This is a genomic window from Pedobacter roseus (assembly GCF_014395225.1).
In the GTDB taxonomy this organism is placed as follows: Bacteria; Bacteroidota; Bacteroidia; order Sphingobacteriales; family Sphingobacteriaceae; genus Pedobacter; species Pedobacter roseus.
On sequence record NZ_CP060723.1, the window covers coordinates 1,354,427 to 1,371,248 of the forward strand.

12 protein-coding genes are annotated in these 16,822 nt (G+C 37.4%); 3 read left to right on the forward strand and 9 right to left on the reverse strand.

The window, feature by feature from the left end; genetic code table 11:
* Positions 1-122: 122 nt before the first annotated feature.
* Complete coding sequence (locus H9L23_RS06085; protein WP_187594126.1) at positions 123-1,454, forward strand: MutS-related protein; 1,332 nt, start codon at positions 123-125, stop codon at positions 1,452-1,454.
* 62 nt (positions 1,455-1,516) lie between these two features.
* Here the strand turns inward: H9L23_RS06085 and H9L23_RS06090 are convergent, their stop codons facing one another.
* The 8 genes from H9L23_RS06090 to lpdA form a co-directional block, all read right to left on the reverse strand.
* Positions 1,517-2,506 (reverse strand): transglutaminase family protein, encoded by a 990-nt coding sequence (locus H9L23_RS06090; RefSeq protein WP_187594127.1) that lies wholly within the window; start codon positions 2,504-2,506, stop codon positions 1,517-1,519.
* Between the two features lie 69 nt (positions 2,507-2,575).
* Entirely contained in the window at positions 2,576-3,511 is a 936-nt protein-coding gene (locus tag H9L23_RS06095) for an alpha-E domain-containing protein (RefSeq protein ID WP_187594128.1), read from the reverse strand.
* Positions 3,512-3,521: 10 nt separating this feature from the next.
* Positions 3,522-4,970 (reverse strand): circularly permuted type 2 ATP-grasp protein, encoded by a 1,449-nt coding sequence (locus H9L23_RS06100; RefSeq protein WP_187594129.1) that lies wholly within the window; start codon positions 4,968-4,970, stop codon positions 3,522-3,524.
* Between the two features lie 799 nt (positions 4,971-5,769).
* A complete protein-coding gene (locus tag H9L23_RS06105; protein WP_187594130.1) occupies positions 5,770-6,297 on the reverse strand; it encodes a ferritin in 528 nt (175 codons plus the stop codon).
* Positions 6,298-7,108: 811 nt separating this feature from the next.
* Positions 7,109-7,468, reverse strand: a complete 360-nt coding sequence (locus H9L23_RS06110) for a hypothetical protein (RefSeq protein ID WP_187594131.1) — start codon at positions 7,466-7,468, stop codon at positions 7,109-7,111.
* 112 nt (positions 7,469-7,580) lie between these two features.
* Positions 7,581-8,141, reverse strand: coding sequence for a GNAT family N-acetyltransferase (locus H9L23_RS06115; RefSeq protein ID WP_187594132.1), 561 nt, complete (start codon positions 8,139-8,141; stop codon positions 7,581-7,583).
* A complete protein-coding gene (locus H9L23_RS06120; RefSeq protein ID WP_187594133.1) occupies positions 8,141-8,980 on the reverse strand; it encodes an MBL fold metallo-hydrolase in 840 nt (279 codons plus the stop codon). The genes H9L23_RS06115 and H9L23_RS06120 overlap by 1 nt, the downstream gene beginning before the upstream one ends.
* A 142-nt stretch (positions 8,981-9,122) precedes the next feature.
* A complete protein-coding gene (lpdA, locus tag H9L23_RS06125; RefSeq protein ID WP_029275810.1) occupies positions 9,123-10,511 on the reverse strand; it encodes a dihydrolipoyl dehydrogenase in 1,389 nt (462 codons plus the stop codon).
* Positions 10,512-11,201: 690 nt separating this feature from the next.
* Between lpdA and H9L23_RS06130 the strand changes: the two genes are divergently transcribed.
* Together H9L23_RS06130 and H9L23_RS06135 are read left to right on the forward strand one after the other, a co-directional pair.
* A complete protein-coding gene (locus H9L23_RS06130; RefSeq protein ID WP_187594134.1) occupies positions 11,202-14,558 on the forward strand; it encodes a TonB-dependent receptor in 3,357 nt (1,118 codons plus the stop codon).
* Between the two features lie 26 nt (positions 14,559-14,584).
* Entirely contained in the window at positions 14,585-15,160 is a 576-nt protein-coding gene (locus H9L23_RS06135) for a hypothetical protein (RefSeq protein ID WP_187594135.1), read from the forward strand.
* Positions 15,161-15,429: 269 nt separating this feature from the next.
* Here H9L23_RS06135 and H9L23_RS06140 read toward each other — a convergent pair whose 3' ends face one another.
* Complete coding sequence (locus H9L23_RS06140; RefSeq protein ID WP_187594136.1) at positions 15,430-16,611, reverse strand: AIR synthase related protein; 1,182 nt, start codon at positions 16,609-16,611, stop codon at positions 15,430-15,432.
* Positions 16,612-16,822: the final 211 nt, after the last annotated feature.

A 16,822-nucleotide genomic window follows, 5' to 3' on the forward strand; every position in this document is an offset into this window, starting at 1 on the left:
CTGCTGATGAAATCTTATCCTCAAATGATTTTAATATCAAATTAATTTTGCCATATTCAATCTGTATTTGAATTAAAGTTTTAGTTGATTTTTTGACCTGCTTTTAATGTTAAAGATAGCGCATGAGTAAATTTGATATAGATAAACAAACCCTGAGTGATTTAAACATATTTGAGGCTTATGGTTTGAATAAAAGTGTTTTTTCTTTATTCAATTTTACTTCGACAATTAAAGGCAATGATAAACTGAACGATATTTTTAGAACGCCATCTACAGCTATTCAAATAATTAACGAACGACAGCATTTAATAAAATATCTCTCAGCATATTCTGGCGATTTAAGTCTTGATAGTATCAATATAGATTTTGTTGAAAGTTATCTGATGCAATATTCTAAAATCAAGTTTTATTCCAGGATCTCGGCATTAACTAAAGCTGTCAATTATTTCTTTTACCCAAATCAAGCCTATTATTTAAAGGAGAAAGGGATAAAAGAAATATTTTTTTTGCTTAAAAAGTTAGGCGAAGTTTTTGCTGAATTAAATGATAAATCTAAACCTGTATTGATTAATGAGTTTGATGAAGTGTTGCTTACCTTATTCAAACACCCTTTAATTAAAAGGATTGTTCAGCGGGAGGAAAAGAAAATTAGCTTATTTGAGTTAGAAGAGCTGGATTTTATATTTAGGAAAAAGGAACTGAAAACAGTTAAGAAGTTTTTAGATTTAATCTATCAGATAGATGCCTATTTTTCTATCCTTCTGGCAGCCAGAAAATTTAATTTAATCCTGCCAAATGTAAATGTAAAAGAGCGTCACCTTCGTATTGATGGTGTTTTTCATCCTTTTTTAAGTAATCCTGTTGGTAATAATATTGAATTCGAAACCGGAAAGAATGTCTGCTTTCTTACAGGTAGTAATATGGCTGGAAAATCTACTTTTTTAAAGTCTGTTGGTATTTCTATTTATCTAGCGCATTTAGGACTTCCGGTTCCTGCAAAATATATGGAGATTGGTATTTGGCAAGGATTGATCTCGACCATAAATTTGCCCGATAATTTAAATCAAGGGTACAGTCATTTTTACAATGAGGTATTAAGGGTGAAACATGTTGCTGAAAAGATTAAAGTCTCTAAAAACATTTTCGTGATTTTTGATGAGTTATTTAGAGGTACAAATGTAAAAGATGCTTTTGATGGGTCTTTATCTGTGATTAAATCATTCTCTAAAATAGAAGATTGTTGTTTCATGATTTCCACTCATATTATTGAGGTTGCAGAAATTCTAAAAGATAATAAAAATGTCGTGTTCAAATATCTTTTCACTAAAATGGAAGGCAACAAACCAACGTTTACTTATCATCTGATGGATGGGATTACTGATGAAAGGATAGGGATGTGGATTATTGAAAATGAAAAGATTGATGAAATTTTAAGCAGCAGAGATTTGAAATAAATCTCTGCTGCTTTTTATTGCTGACGATATGAAACTATAAACTGCCAGCTGATAACTACCTACTACTGCTGTTGCTGCTGTTGTTGCATCGCTTCCATATACTGCTGGTAGCTATTTTTAGTTCTTACAGTGCTTATTGTTCCGGTAGGTTTGGTATAATTCACTTCTTTCGGCTGGAAATACGTTTCATGATCGTTGAAGTCTTCATCATTGTAGCCTACTGATACATTTACTTCCATAATATGTTCAAAACCACCTTTGTAAACGCCTTTTACGGGTGAGCAATCGGTAAAGTTACGTCCAACCGCCAAACGCACGTGGTTTTCGTTCACAATACAATTATTGGTCGGGTCTAAACCTAACCAGCCATATTCGGGCAGGTAAGCTTCCGCCCAGGCATGGGTTGCACCTTCGCCCCGCATGCCATCTCTGTTAGGGCAGATATAGCCACTAACATACCGTGCCGGGATGCCTGTTAAACGCAACATAGCGGTTAATACATGTGCAAAATCCTGACAAACGCCTGCTTTCAGTTTCAAAATTTCTTCGATGGTGGTATCAACTGCCGTTACGCCTTTAATGTATTCGAAATTGTTGAAAACATCCGCGCAGTATTTTATAGCGGTTTGATAAGGGGTGTCATCAGGCTCTTTAATACCCAGAGCGGTTGCTTTAAGTTGATTAATGCCATCAAAACTTTCCTGCCGTAAATAATCGATATAGGGTACCTCATATTTAAGCATATCGAGGCTGTTCCATTGCTCGCTGCTAAACATATCATCCTGCGGTAAGGGTTTTGCAAAAGTTTCTACGCTTACCTTCGAGAAGATTTTTAGTTGTGTGTGTGGCTCGTTTTGCGTGAAAGTACCCACCTCATTGCCGTAATAATCGATAAATATTTCAATCTCCGGACTTCCGGAGATATTCAGGTCGTGTTTAACTACTTTTTGATAGTCATCCTTAATCGGGAACAAAATAATCTGATTGGCACTATCGCGAACAGGCAATTCGTATTTATAGTTGGTGATGTGTTTGATTTTGAAAATTGGCATATTGGCTATTATTATATTTTAACACAGCATAATATCCGTGTTAATCTGTGTCCATCTGTGGTTGAAAAATTATGAATTAGCGAAATAATACTCATTTAACAGGTTTCCGATGCCGAAAAGTTCGGCCCTGATTTCAGTAAGGTAATGGTGAAGCTGTTCTTCGTTCATGGTATTTACCGAACTATAGGTAATCATACTTTTTAGGCGACCTATTTTAAATGATAAATTATTATAATGCTCAATGTTGCTTTCGCTCTTTAACCGGTTAAAATACCTTTCAATATTGTTCATGGCGTACAAAGCCGAACGCGGAAAATCATTGTTGAGCATCACCAGTTCGATGATGTTTTTCGCGTCAAAACCCTGCCGGTAGGTTTTTAAATATAATTCATAACCACCTAAAGATAATAATAAGTGTTTCCAGTAGGCAATATCGGTTAATAAATCAGGATTGCTGCTGATGGAACTGAATTTGATATCCAGGATATCGATAGATTGGATACTTCTCTCCAGGTGTTTCCCGATTTTCATAAAACTTCTGCTTTCGCCGCGCTCCATTACGCTATCCGCTGTGCCATGGTATAACATTACCTGTTTAATCAAAACATCTAATGCCGTGATAGGATCATCCTTTTGCACATACCACAATAATTTTTCATCCTTTACCGCATGGTAATATTCGTTTAAACACTGCCATAGGTCTTTCGGAATATGTTCCTGAACACTTCTTGCATTCTCACGGGCAAGCGTAACGATGTTTAAAATCGAATTTGGGTTTTCACGGTTTAGCAAAAGGTATTCAATTACGGCCCGGCTATCGTGCTGGATATTTAATAACTCGTTTTCGTCGTCTGATGAAAAAATCCTGATCACGGGCTTCCAGGTAAATTCCTGTATGGTATCCTGCGAGGAAGCGTAATTTATTTTTAACATGCGCAGCATCCCATCGCTACGCTCCACATATCTGCTTAGCCAATATAGGCTTGATGCAACTCTACTTAACATATCCCGTATTTTAAGAAGTTAAAACCCATGTATCTTTACTGCCGCCGCCCTGCGAACTGTTTACCACCAGTGAGCCTTCTTTTAAAGCCACCCTGGTTAAACCACCCGGGACAATCGAAATGCCATCTGGCCCGTTTAAAGCAAAGGGGCGGAGGTCAATTCTTCGGGGTGCCAGCTTTCCGTTGATAAAACAAGGTGCAGATGATAAACTAATGGTAGGCTGGGCGATAAAATTGCGTGGATCTTTTAATACTTCAATTTTATATTCTTCTGTTTCCTGTTCAGTGGCCGCGTGTCCCATTAACATGCCATATCCGCCACTTCCATTGGTTTTTTTAATTACCATGGTATTAATGTTTGCAAAAACATATTCCAGTTCATCTTTATTGCTCAGCTGGTAGGTGGGCACATTTTTTAATATGGGCTCTTCGTTAAGGTAATACCTGATCATATCCGGTACGTAGGTATAAACCGCTTTATCGTCTGCCACGCCATTGCCTACCGCATTAATAATGGCTACGTTGCCCTTGCGGTAAGCACCCATTAAGCCTGCTACGCCCAAAACGCTGTTTGGATTAAAGACTAAGGGATCAATATAATCATCGTCAACCCTCCGGTAAATTACATCAACCTGTTGCAGGCCGGTAGTGGTTTTCATAAATACTTTTTGATCTTTAACCACCAGATCGCGGCCTTCTACCAGTTCTACACCCATTAAACGGGCCAAGGTAGTATGTTCGTAATAAGCAGAATTATACATACCCGGACTAAGCAGCACTATGGTTGGGTTAGAAACTGCCCTGGGGGAGAGGGCCATTAAATTTTTATACAGTATGGCCGGATACTCAGTCACACTTCTTACGCCGCACTGCGGAATCAGATCTGGGAATAACCTTTTCGTAATTTCCCTGTTCTCGAGCATGTAACTTACTCCTGATGGTGTGCGTAAATTATCCTCCAGTACATAAAATGTTCCGTCGTGGTCTCTAATCAGATCTATTCCTGCAATGTGGATATAAATATCGTGCAGCACATTCACATTATGCATCTCTCTTAAGAAATGCGGACAGGAATAAATAACATTTATGGGCACAATTTTATCTTTCAGGATAAATTGATTGCTGTAAACGTCTTTTAAGAAAAGATTTAGCGCTTTTAACCTTTGTTTTATTCCTTTTTCTATAAAACTCCATTCAGTTGACGTAATAATTCGGGGAATAATGTCGAAAGGAAAGATTTTTTCGATTCCTTCGCCGCTATCGTACACGGTAAAGGTAATTCCTTGACTCATGAACAGCTTTTTGGCGAGTTCTTCCTTTTTGTTTAAGTTTTCGAGCGATTCTTTAGAGAAATTGTTGATAAAGTTTGTGTAGTGATCCCTGTAATGATCACCATTTAAAAACATTTCGTCATAAGTTTTGGGATGATTTGAATAGTTTTTAATAAAATCTTCTATCATTTTGCTTAAATATTTCCTTAAAATATGTTTTTATATAGAAATAATGATATTTATTATCAATAAAATTAATAATTAGGCTTTTTTGTATCTTATTTAGTTGTGTTTTTTATTTAATTTCTGGTGTTTTTATCTTTTTTAATAAAATATTTAAATTTTTTATTAAAAATACTTGCTAATATTAATAAAATTTGTACTTTTGTAATGCTCGTTAATTATTATTATATATTTGGTTTAAAAAAAGCGCTGGTAACGGCGCTTTTTTTACAAAATTCAAGACTTATTCATAATCAACATAAACCAAACAACCTAAACTAAGTAAGCTCCAGAAAAACTGGGGCTTTTCTTTTTATAGGAATATCGGCATCGCGACTGGAGCGTGGTGGAATAGAAATCCTTCGACTCCGCTCAGGATGGCAAAGTAGAGGATGACGGATAGCGAGGGGAAATTTCTCCGTGGTTTCTGTGCATCCGTGGCAAAAATAGTTAGGTTTTAATAAGAGGAGCGTCATCTAAACTGGAATGGAAAGATCTATCTCGAGTTAGATTTAGCTTAGCTGAGCGTGGTTCCCGGCTGCGTTGCACTCTGATACTATTTATAAACTCCAATAGAAAACTCGTCATTGCGAGGAGGAACGACGAAGCAATCTTTCCTGCTGGCGATTATTGCAAGAAAGATTGCTTCGTCGGCTGAAAAAGCCTTCTCGCAATGACGGACTTTTATTTGAAGAGCCAGCCATAAAAATCATCAAAAAAAAAGCTACCCGTTTTGGATAGCTTTTCAATATATGTTTTGTTGTTGTTATGCTTCTGAGTAAGTGATTTTATTCACGTGTTTATCAATTTCCCATCTTCCTGTTCCTTCTTCGCCAATAACCTCGAACAATTCCAGTGCTCTGCGGGCTTTGTATTCTTCCTCACGTTGTTCTTTTAAGAACCAGTTCAAAAATTCCATGGTTACGAAATCCTGCTCTTTATGGCATTTTGCGGCCAGGTTTTTAAAGCTCTGGGTAATGGCGATTTCTGCTTCTAAAGCATCTTCAAAAACTTCTCTAAATCCAGCGAAGTCGGTTTTGATGCCGGTAACTTCCGGAGAGATTGCATTTCCGCCCATATCCAATACATATTTGAATAACTTTAACTGGTGTACTCTTTCTTCTTCAGATTGCTTTAAAAAATAATCTGCTGAAAAGTCGAATCCATTTTGGTCACACCAGGATGACATTGCTAAATATAGTGATGAAGAGTGAGCTTCTTTTTTAATTTGCTGATTTAATAATGTTTCGATATCCTGAGATATTAAACATTTGATACGCATTAGATCTTTCATGTTTCTGTACTTTAATAACAATACAAATGTAAACGGAATTTGTTCTCGATTCTAATTTATTTGCAATATGAAATTAGTCTAAATTGCTGATAATTAGTTATTTGTAATCAGTTTAAATAAGGCGGGGTGGATGATGTAAGAGGTAAGACGGATGATGGAAAATGGAAGGATAACGCGAGACGGATAGTGGTTGAAGATCAGAGGTATAGTGACGGTTATTTCATCAATGATCAATTCATCAACAATCAATTAGCGATCGCTTTCAGCGTTAAAGATAAAACGATCCCTTTCAGCTAATTTGTCATCAACACTGATAATTTATTGCATAAAAATCGGCATGAATGATGTACAATTGATTTTTTTACCCACTGCACCTTCTTGCCTCGGCTCGCCGCCGCCGAAGGGCTCTTTCTTTTTGGCATCAAAAAGAAACAAAAAATGCCGGCTGAAAATTTTTCTTTGGAAGACGGTAGGTTGGCAGGGGCAGTGGAGCCCGAAAAATTTGTTATGCCGGAACTAAGTAAAACGGAGATACCGTGCTATGGCCTAGTTGGTCGGGAATACAATATTTATATAAAGTAATCAATATTAGCTAGTATAAGGTGTTGTCAAATGATAATGTAATGAAGGATCTTGATGAGAAATGCATGGAATAGATTTCTCTCTGAATATTCGGGACTAACGCTCCAGTAGAAATGACAACCTGAGCAAGTAGAGTGATGTTCGAGGAATTGCAGTTAAACAGTTTACAATTGGCAATTTGCTGTGGACAGTTAACCAGTTTAAACAATTAACCGATTAACCAATTTCACTAATAAACCAATCTGTAAAGGCAGTCGCTAATAATATGGTTAAGTTTGAACATGGTGAAAGTTCCCTGTAATAAATCTTTCAAGGCAATAATTTCTAAGGCACTTAATAAATAAATGTGCTCGCAACCATTAAAGGTAACCAGTTCGAAATCGGCTTTATGGGTATTTAAAAGAAGGGCTTCAATATCGATATTTTCGACAACTGTTTTCAGTTTTTGAAGCGACAGGCAGTTATAGCGTGCAAACTTGCCGCCAAAATCTACATAAAAGCAGTTTAATTTATCTGACTGATAAATAGAACCATGGGTATTTGAGAATACGTTAACCAGTTCGTTAATGTCAATACATGCTTTTTCCATCGGTTACAAAAATTGGCATTATTTAGATTAAATACAAATAAAAACCAAAATAAATTTGAGAACCGGCTGGAGTTGGGCGTTTGGCGGTGCCAGGTGAATGACCAGAGGCTAATTATTTGATTTTAAAAATCATGTGATGGTATAATCCGCCCATAAATTGTTTTTCGTTCTGGATAACGAAATTCATTTTTTCGTAGAGCCTTAATGCATTTGGATTATTTTTTTCTACCAGAAGGCCAACAGTATGGTGACCAAGTTTTTTAGCCCAATCTATACCGGCTTTAATCAGCTGTTTCCCAATTCCTTTCCCTTGGGCTGAAGGATTGACACTGATGCTGTCGAGGTAAAACTCTCCGCCTTCGGTTTCCGCATCTTGATTGGCGTTGTTTGCATGGTAATGTTCAACTACATAGTTAAGAAACGGTTTACGGAGTTCAAGCAGTTTTCCGCCATCATAAGCATTCAGTGATCCCAAAACTTTACCTTCTTCTTCAAAAACCAGTGTGTTTTCGTAACTGTATTGATTGCCCTCCAGCTGAAAAAAATGAGTAAAGATTTCTTTCAGCACGTGCCCCTCTTCAACATGGGTTAATTTACTCGCCAGTTTGCCCATCGCCTGGATAATTAATGGCACTACTGCTGTAGCATCAGTGGGTTTAGCTGGTCTGATCATTATATATCGCTCAGGTTAAAGGTTTCTGCTACGCGGATCCCTTTTTCAGTACGTTGCAAAGTACAGCATTCGTTAACGGGGTCGTGCTCTAAGTACAATATATAGTTGTTGTTCACAGCTTCTTCTAAAAAAGCCTGTTTTTCTGTTAACGTTTTTAACGGGAACATATCGTAAGCCATTACATAGGGTAGGGGAAGGTGACCAACCGATGGTAAAAGATCGGCCATATATACGATCGTTTTTCCTTTATAATTGATCTTAGGCAACATCATGGCATCAGTATGGCCGTAAGCAAAGCTGATATTGATATTCTTTTGCCACTCGATATTTTCTTTTTCGGCTATAAATTTAAGCTGTCCGCTATCCTGGATAGGTAAAATATTTTCTTTTAGAAACGAAGCCTTTTCCCTTGCATTTGGTTCAACTGCCCACTGCCAGTGTTTTTCGTTACTCCAGTATGTTGCATTTTTGAAAGCAGGAATCAGTTTTTCATTTTCCCTCATAATTGCCCCGCCTACGTGATCAAAATGAAGGTGTGTAAGGAAAACATCTGTAATATCTGCCATGCCAAAACCCAATTGTGAGAGCGATTTTTCCATAGAATCATCGCCATGCAGGTAATAATGGCTGAAAAACTTTTCATCCTGTTTGTTTCCGATGCCGGTATCCACTAAAATCAATTGATTTCCTTCTTCAATCAATAAACAACGCATGGCCCAGGTACAAAGGTTATTGCTATCGGCAGGATTGGTTTTTTGCCAGATGGCCTTAGGTACCACGCCGAACATGGCGCCGCCGTCTAATTTAAATAAGCCTGTGTTTATGGTATGAAGTTTCATGAAGTAAGGTTAACTGGTTAATTGTTTAAATTGGTTAATTGATAGGAAAGCTAATCGTTTAATTGCAAATGGGTTAAAACTAAAATTGGCTAATTGCTATTCACAATTAACCAATTTAACAGTTTTAACGATTAACCGTATATTATAAGTGTATCACTTCTCCGTAAGCATCAGCAGCAGCTTCCATAATGGCTTCGCTCATGGTTGGGTGAGGGTGAACAGATTTGATCATTTCGTGTCCGGTAGTTTCTAATTTACGAGCCACAACAATTTCGGCAATCATTTCGGTAACGTTGGCACCGATCATGTGCGCACCTAATAATTCTCCGTATTTAGCATCAAAGATTAATTTTACGAAACCATCTTTAGCACCGGCAGCACTTGCTTTACCTGAAGCTGAAAACGGAAACTTACCAATTTTTAATTCGTAACCCGCCGCTTTAGCCGCTTTTTCGGTATAACCTACAGAAGCAATTTCTGGTGTGCAATAAGTACATCCAGGAATGTTGTTATAATCTAAAGGCTCAGCATGCTGACCAGCGATTTTTTCTACACAGATAATACCTTCTGCAGAGGCAACGTGTGCTAAAGCTTGTCCGCCAACTACATCACCAATGGCGTAGTAACCTTTAACCGAAGTATTGTAAAACTCGTCAGTAACGATTTTACCTTTTTCGGTTTTGATACCGGTTTCTTCTAAACCAATGTTTTCGATATTGGCAACAATACCAGCAGCCGAAAGTACGATATCGGCCTCGATAGTCTGCATACCTGAAGCTGTTTTAACCGAAACTTTGCAACCTGCGCCGCTGGTATCAACTGATTCAACGCTTGCTGAAGTCATTACATCGATGCCCACTTTTTTCAAGCTGCGCAATAATTGTTTAGATACATCTTCGTCTTCTACAGGAACAACGTTATCCATAAACTCAACAATGGTTACTTTGGTGCCCATTGTAGCGTAGAAATAAGCAAATTCTACACCGATAGCGCCCGAACCTACCACTACCATACTTTTTGGTAATTCAGGAAGTACCATTGCCTGGCGGTAGCCGATAATTTTTTTACCATCCTGTTTAAGGTTTGGCAACTCTCTTGAGCGCGCGCCTGTGGCAATGATGATGTTTTTAGCACTTAGTTCCTGTTGAGAACCATCCGCACCTTTAACTTCTAATTTGTTCCCTGGTTTAACTTTACCAGTTCCCATGATTACGTCAATTTTATTTTTTTTCATTAAAAACTGAACGCCTTTACTCATGCCATCGGCAACACCGCGGCTGCGTTTTACAACAGCGGCAAAATCTGCTGTTGCACCAGCAGTAGTAATTCCGTAATCAGCAGCATGATTGATATATTCGAAAACCTGAGCGCTTTTTAAAAGTGCTTTGGTAGGGATACAGCCCCAGTTTAAACAAATACCACCTAATGATTCACGCTCCACAATGGCAACTTTTAGTCCCAATTGAGAAGCTCTGATTGCAGCTACGTAACCACCTGGGCCGCTGCCTAAAACAATAACGTCGTAATTCATCTGTTTCTTTTAATTTGTTATTTATCTTTCAGATGGAGCTTACCATAATTAGATCATCATTTTACAGATGTTTAGTTATGGACGGTTCATATCTAATTTTAAAGAGATTTGTTTTTTAATTGTTCTGTGTTAATCTGTAATCTTAAGGTTCTGGTACATTGTACGGTAAACCCCCGCACTACAAAAGTTAAAGGTTTTGCTCCTTTAATAATCCCTCAAAACTAAAAAAAAAATGTCAATTGAATAGGGCAATGTTGAGATAGCCTTTAAAAATTACAATGAATGAATATTGCTTTGAATATTTTATGCTAAAATAATAGCGATAATCAAGTTGATTTGCAGAATAATATATTGGTTAGGTAACAAAAAGTTAAATAACCGGGATGTTATGGGTAAAAAAATGGTGTTAATATATATTATTTGAAAAATACCAATGTTAACATAGGTTTTATGCTTAAATTATAATCAACTGATTGTTTCGTTATTAAAAATTTAGCTTTATTATCAATGTATTGATAAACTGAAAGTTATAATCCATGCAATATGTGTTAAATGTTGAAAAGTTTTGCCGGACTTAATAATTATTTAACATTGGATGTTAAAATGTGTTAAATTTTATTAGGACATTTGCAGCAATAAAATCCCTATTAGATTATTATTCAACAACAAAAAACATTTAAAAAACAAAGTATGAAGAAATCTTTACTTTTAAGATTAGTACTGGTTATTGTTGCATTTGTAGGTATTACTGTTGGTGCTAATGCACAGGTAACCACATCATCAATGACAGGAACAATTAAGGATGCCAAAGGCGCCTTACCTGGTGCAAGTGTTAAAGCAACACATACACCAACTGGGACTGTTTATTCTGTATCTACAAACAACGATGGCCGTTTTACCATCGGAGGTATGCGGGTTGGCGGTCCTTATACCATTGAAGTTAGTTTTGTAGGTTACAGACCAGAAAAACAAACTGAACTTTATTTAAAATTAGGTGAGCCTTATTTATTAAATTTAGTTTTAACTGATAATAGTTCAACACTTGCCGAAGTTAAAGTTGTAGGTCAAAGTAGCAATGCTATTATGAACTCTAATAAAACTGGTGCAAATACTGTAATTACCAGACAACAGATTCAAACTTTGCCAACCATTACACGTAGTGTTAACGATTTAACCCGTTTAACACCTCAAGCCAACGGTACATCAATCGGTGGGGGTAACTATCGTTCGAACAACTTTACTGTAGATGGTGCTAACTTCAACAACCAGTTTGGTATTGGCCAAAACATTCCAGCTAATGGTTCTCCAATTTCTATTGATGCATTAGAGCAAATCTCTATTAATGTAACGCCTTATGATGTTCGTCAATCAGGTTTCACTGGTGGATCGGTAACAGCTGTTACCCGTTCAGGTACAAATGATTTTTCTGGAAATGCTTTCTATACCATGCGTGGCGAAGAGCAACAAGGAAAAAGAATAGGCGAAACATATAGAATTCCTGCTACATCTATTCAGAAATTAGATGAGAAAAATTATGGTTTCAGCTTAGGTGGTCCAATCGTAAAAGATAAATTGTTCTTTTTTGTTAACTACGAGAAGAAACATACAGTTGAACCAGGAAATAACAGAATTGCTGCAACTCCAGGTTTACCGTATAATAGTGGTGTATCAACAGTTGCTCCTGCAACTGCTTCAGATCTTGACCAACTTAAATCTACTTTAATTTCTAAGTATGGTTACGATCCAGGTGTTTATCAAGGTTATTCAAATATCAGTGATAACGAAAAAATGTTTGCCCGTTTAGACTGGAACATTACTAAAAATCACCGTTTCAGTGTTCGTTATAACCAGGTTGAGAGTAAATCACCTAGTTCTGCAAGTACATCAGTAACTGGTTCTGGTGTAACTGGTAACTTAGGTTATGGTAACAATAGATCAGGAACTGCAACCAATGCTGGTTTAAACTTTTCTAATTCAAATTATTACCAGGCAGCAAACTTATATTCTGCTGTAGCTGAGTTAAACTCAAATTTCGGAAGTAAAGTTACTAACGTTTTACGTGCTACTTATTCTCACCAAAATGACCCTAGAACTTCAGATAGTTCTCCTTTCCCTTTGGTTGATATCTTAAATAACACTCAAAGCGGAACATCAGCTGGTAGCGTTTTAACTACATTTGGTTACGAACCATTTACTTATGGAAACTTAAGGGATGTTAAAGGTTACACTTACAGCGATGATGTAAGTTTGGCTTTAGGTAAACACAACATTACTTTAGGCGTACAAGCTGAGTTCAGCACAACTAAAAACGGTTTCCAACGTTTCGGAACAGGTTTTTACACTTTTGCTTCTTATGCTGATTTTTATAACAACGCTAAACCATTACAGTATTCTGTAACTTATCCATTAACTGCTGATGGTTCGCAAGCATATCCAAGCTTTAAATTTGCTCAATACTCAGCTTATCTGCAAGATGAGTTTACGGTATCTGATCGTTTAAAATTAACTGCGGGTATCCGTTTCGAGCGCGCAACATTCCCTGATGTTTCAGAAATTAAAACCCATCCTTTAGTTGCTGCGCAAACTTTTGCTAATGGCGAGAAAATTGATACTGGAGTTTTACCAGAAGCTAAATTAACTTATTCTCCACGTTTTGGTTTTAACTGGGATGTATTGGGTGATCGTTCATTACAAGTTCGTGGAGGTTCAGGTATCTTCACTGGTCGTGTTCCTTTTGTATGGATTGTTTCTCAATCTGGTGATGCTGGTTTATTACAATTTACTCAAGTATACTCTGGACAAGCGAATACTCCATTCTTTAATCCAAGTATAGCTCCAAATTTAACATCTGCAACTGCTCCAGCTGCCGGAACAAGTATCCCTGGAACAATCAGTGCATTATCACGTAACTTGAAATTTCCTCAAACCTGGAAATCAAGTTTAGCAGTAGATTTTAAATTGCCTGGTGGAATCGTAGCTACCTTAGAAGGTATTTATGGTAAAGATTTAAATGTAGCTGTTGGTCAGAATGTAAACTTACAAACGCCTACCGCTTTAAACATTCCAGGTTATCCTGATAACAGACCATTCTACGGAAGTACTGTTAATGCCAGACAGGTAGTAAATATGACAGCTGCCGGTATTCCAAGTACTACTGGTACTTCAGCCTTAAATGTTGTTGAAATGACAAATGCTAAAGGTGGATATAACTGGCAAGCAACTGCTCAGTTAACTAAACAATTTCAAGGTGGTTTATCTGCAATGGTTGCTTACACAAGATCTGATCAACGTAACTATGGTGACGGAAGTGGTGACCAATTATTAAACTTGTGGTCTATTCCATTTACTTCAACAAATGCTAATAACCCAACATTAAGTTATTCTTCAAACTTAAATCCTGACCGTGTTATTGCTAATATCTCTTATAGAAAAGAGTACTTGAAGAACTTAGCAACATCGTTCTCTTTGTTTTACTCAGGATCTCAACAAGGAAGATTCTCATATAGCTACAGCGCAGATTTTAACCGTGATGGACAAACAAATGATTTGATCTATATTCCTCGTGATGCTTCAGAGATTAACTTTGTTAATATTCCTACAGGAACTACAGGGTATGCCAGAGGATATACTGCTCAAGAGCAGAGTGATATCTTCATGAATTATATTGAGAACGATAAATATTTAAGCAAACATAAAGGTGAGTATGCTGAGCGTAACGCAGCAACTTCTCCTTGGAGAAATCAGTTTGACTTTAGGTTAACCCAGGAAGTTTTCAGAAATTACGGAAAATCTAAAAATTCATTTCAATTTACAGTTGATATCTTTAACGTAGGTAACTTGTTGAACCGTAAATGGGGTAATGTAAACTTTGTAAACAACTCTGCTATTCTTGTTCCTCAGAACGTTTCATCTATCAGCCCTACAACTAAGCCTACATTCAGACTTGCTGCAACCCAAGGTGATATTGTTAGAGAAACATTTGGAACTTCACAAACTATTTTGTCTACTTACTACATGCAGTTCGGAGTACGTTATAATTTCAACTAAGGCTGTAAATTTTTAAATTGATTAAAATGAAAAATATATTATCAAAAATTATGGTTGCGGCTAGCATTATTGTGTTATCAATGAACGCTTGCAAAAAAGACCCTAATGCTGAAAAAGAAGTTTCGGGTACAGGTGGTACAACTATTGAGTTGGCTAAAGGTGCTGCTATATCGGCTACAGGTACTGTAGGAACTAGCGTTGTAACGCTTAATTATATTGTTGGAGAGAAACTTTTTCCATCAAAAATAATTCCTAAATTAACTGTTTATTACTTGGCTAATACTCAAACAAATACAAGTTCTGTTAGGACACAGCTTTTTACAGCTTCAAATGTTTCTTTAGCTGCAACTGCATCGCCTATTACTGGTGCACCAGTGGTTACTGCAATTGGTGCTTATGGAAATGCTAGTAATATTGTTTGGGGACTTACCTACACATTTAATTTAAGTCAAATAGGCAAGGGCCTTTTCACAACAAGTAACGGTGTTACTTCGCAATCAAGAGGAACAAGCGTTATTATTGTTGCTCAGGATGCTGCTAATGTAACGTTGGCAGAATACACTTTTGCACTTTCTGAATTTGGATTAAGAGCTGCATTGTAGCTTTTAAAAAATAATTTTGAAAAGCTTCCGATGAAAATCGGGAGCTTTTTTTTGTGACGGATAAAATTATTGTAGTCAGGACATGAGTGTTTATCGGATTTTAATAAACCGATTGCCTTTTTTAAATCTTTGATAGCACAAACTGATTTCATTAGCCAGAAAAAGAAAGCTGCCGGACAATAATTTCCCTTCCACAAATTTGTAGAAAGGTCATAAAAAAAGGGTCTGAAATTTTATTTCAGACCCTTTTTTAATATGTATATTATTTCTTAATTGTAAACAAAAGTACCTTTTTCGCTTTCTATGGTTACCTGTTTCTGATTGCCTCTTTCTACACGGCCAATTACCTGAGCGTCGATATTAAAGCTTTTTGAGATCTCGATGATGCTATCTGCAATCTCTTGAGGAACATAAAGCTCCATGCGGTGGCCCATATTAAATACCTTGTACATTTCCTTCCAATCGGTGCCCGATTGCTCTTGTATCAATTTAAATAGCGGTGGAATAGGGAATAAATTATTCTTGATGACGTGGATATCATCATTGATGAAGTGTAACACTTTAGTTTGTGCGCCACCACTGCAATGTACAATGCCATTAATCTGGCTGCGGTAGCTTTCTAAAATCTTTTTAATTACCGGGGCATAAGTACGGGTAGGTGATAATACCAGTTTACCGACTGTAGTTTTGCCAAAACCTTCGATTTCTATTTCTTCGGCCAATTGCTTTTGACCAGAAAAAACCAGGTCGAAAGGAACGGCCGGATCAAAACTTTCAGGATAGGTATTGGCAACAGATTTCTCAAAAACATCGTGACGGGCGGAGGTTAATCCGTTCGATCCCATGCCACCATTATATTCGGTTTCGTAGGTCGCTTGTCCGTAGGAGGCTAATGCCACAATTACGTCGCCTGGCTTAATGTTGTCGTTGCTGATGATGTCTTCGCGCTTTAACCTGCAGGTTACGGTAGAATCGACGATAATAGTCCTCACGAGGTCGCCTACATCTGCGGTTTCGCCGCCGGTTGAGTAAATGGAGATGCCCTGTTCGCGTAAATCGGCCAAAATTTCTTCGGTTCCGTTAATTACGGCAGCAATCACTTCGCCGGGAATCAGGTTTTTGTTCCGGCCAATGGTTGAGGATAGTAAAATGTTATCAGTAGCACCCACGCAGATCAGATCGTCGATATTCATGATAATGGCATCTTGTGCAATGCCTTTCCATACCGAAATATCGCCGGTTTCTTGCCAGTAAACGTAAGCTAAAGAAGATTTGGTACCGGCACCATCGGCGTGCATAATGTTGCAATATTCCTCATCTCCACCTAAAATATCGGGGATGATTTTGCAGAACGCTTTAGGGAAAATTCCTTTGTCGATGTTTTTGATGGCATTGTGCACATCTTCTTTTGAGGCAGAAACGCCGCGTTGATTGTACCTATTATCACTCATGTTGCCGCAAAGATAGTTTTTTAAGGTGGAAGGTAAAAGGGGAGAAGTTAGAAAGTCGGAAGTCGGGAGTCGGAAGTCGGGAGTCGATGGTAAATTGTGAGTCATTGTCAGAGGTTTTTCCCTGCACAAGGCTTGTTTTAACAAGAAAATTGAAAAAGGTTTTGGAAGCGAAAGTTGTCATTTCATGGCGGTTTGCAGCCCCGCTTTTCCT

What these genes read in the sequence shown, in the direction of transcription:
- H9L23_RS06100 (WP_187594129.1), bottom strand. Translation starts at nt 4,970, where the DNA reads ATGATAGAAGATTTTATTAAAAACTATTCAAATCATCCCAAAACTTAT.
- H9L23_RS06085 (WP_187594126.1), top strand. Translation starts at nt 123, where the DNA reads ATGAGTAAATTTGATATAGATAAACAAACCCTGAGTGATTTAAACATA.
- lpdA (WP_029275810.1), bottom strand. Translation starts at nt 10,511, where the DNA reads ATGAATTACGACGTTATTGTTTTAGGCAGCGGCCCAGGTGGTTACGTA.
- H9L23_RS06115 (WP_187594132.1), bottom strand. Translation starts at nt 8,141, where the DNA reads ATGATCAGACCAGCTAAACCCACTGATGCTACAGCAGTAGTGCCATTA.
- H9L23_RS06110 (WP_187594131.1), bottom strand. Translation starts at nt 7,468, where the DNA reads ATGGAAAAAGCATGTATTGACATTAACGAACTGGTTAACGTATTCTCA.
- H9L23_RS06130 (WP_187594134.1), top strand. Translation starts at nt 11,202, where the DNA reads ATGAAGAAATCTTTACTTTTAAGATTAGTACTGGTTATTGTTGCATTT.
- H9L23_RS06140 (WP_187594136.1), bottom strand. Translation starts at nt 16,611, where the DNA reads ATGAGTGATAATAGGTACAATCAACGCGGCGTTTCTGCCTCAAAAGAA.
- H9L23_RS06105 (WP_187594130.1), bottom strand. Translation starts at nt 6,297, where the DNA reads ATGAAAGATCTAATGCGTATCAAATGTTTAATATCTCAGGATATCGAA.
- H9L23_RS06135 (WP_187594135.1), top strand. Translation starts at nt 14,585, where the DNA reads ATGAAAAATATATTATCAAAAATTATGGTTGCGGCTAGCATTATTGTG.
- H9L23_RS06120 (WP_187594133.1), bottom strand. Translation starts at nt 8,980, where the DNA reads ATGAAACTTCATACCATAAACACAGGCTTATTTAAATTAGACGGCGGC.
- H9L23_RS06095 (WP_187594128.1), bottom strand. Translation starts at nt 3,511, where the DNA reads ATGTTAAGTAGAGTTGCATCAAGCCTATATTGGCTAAGCAGATATGTG.
- H9L23_RS06090 (WP_187594127.1), bottom strand. Translation starts at nt 2,506, where the DNA reads ATGCCAATTTTCAAAATCAAACACATCACCAACTATAAATACGAATTG.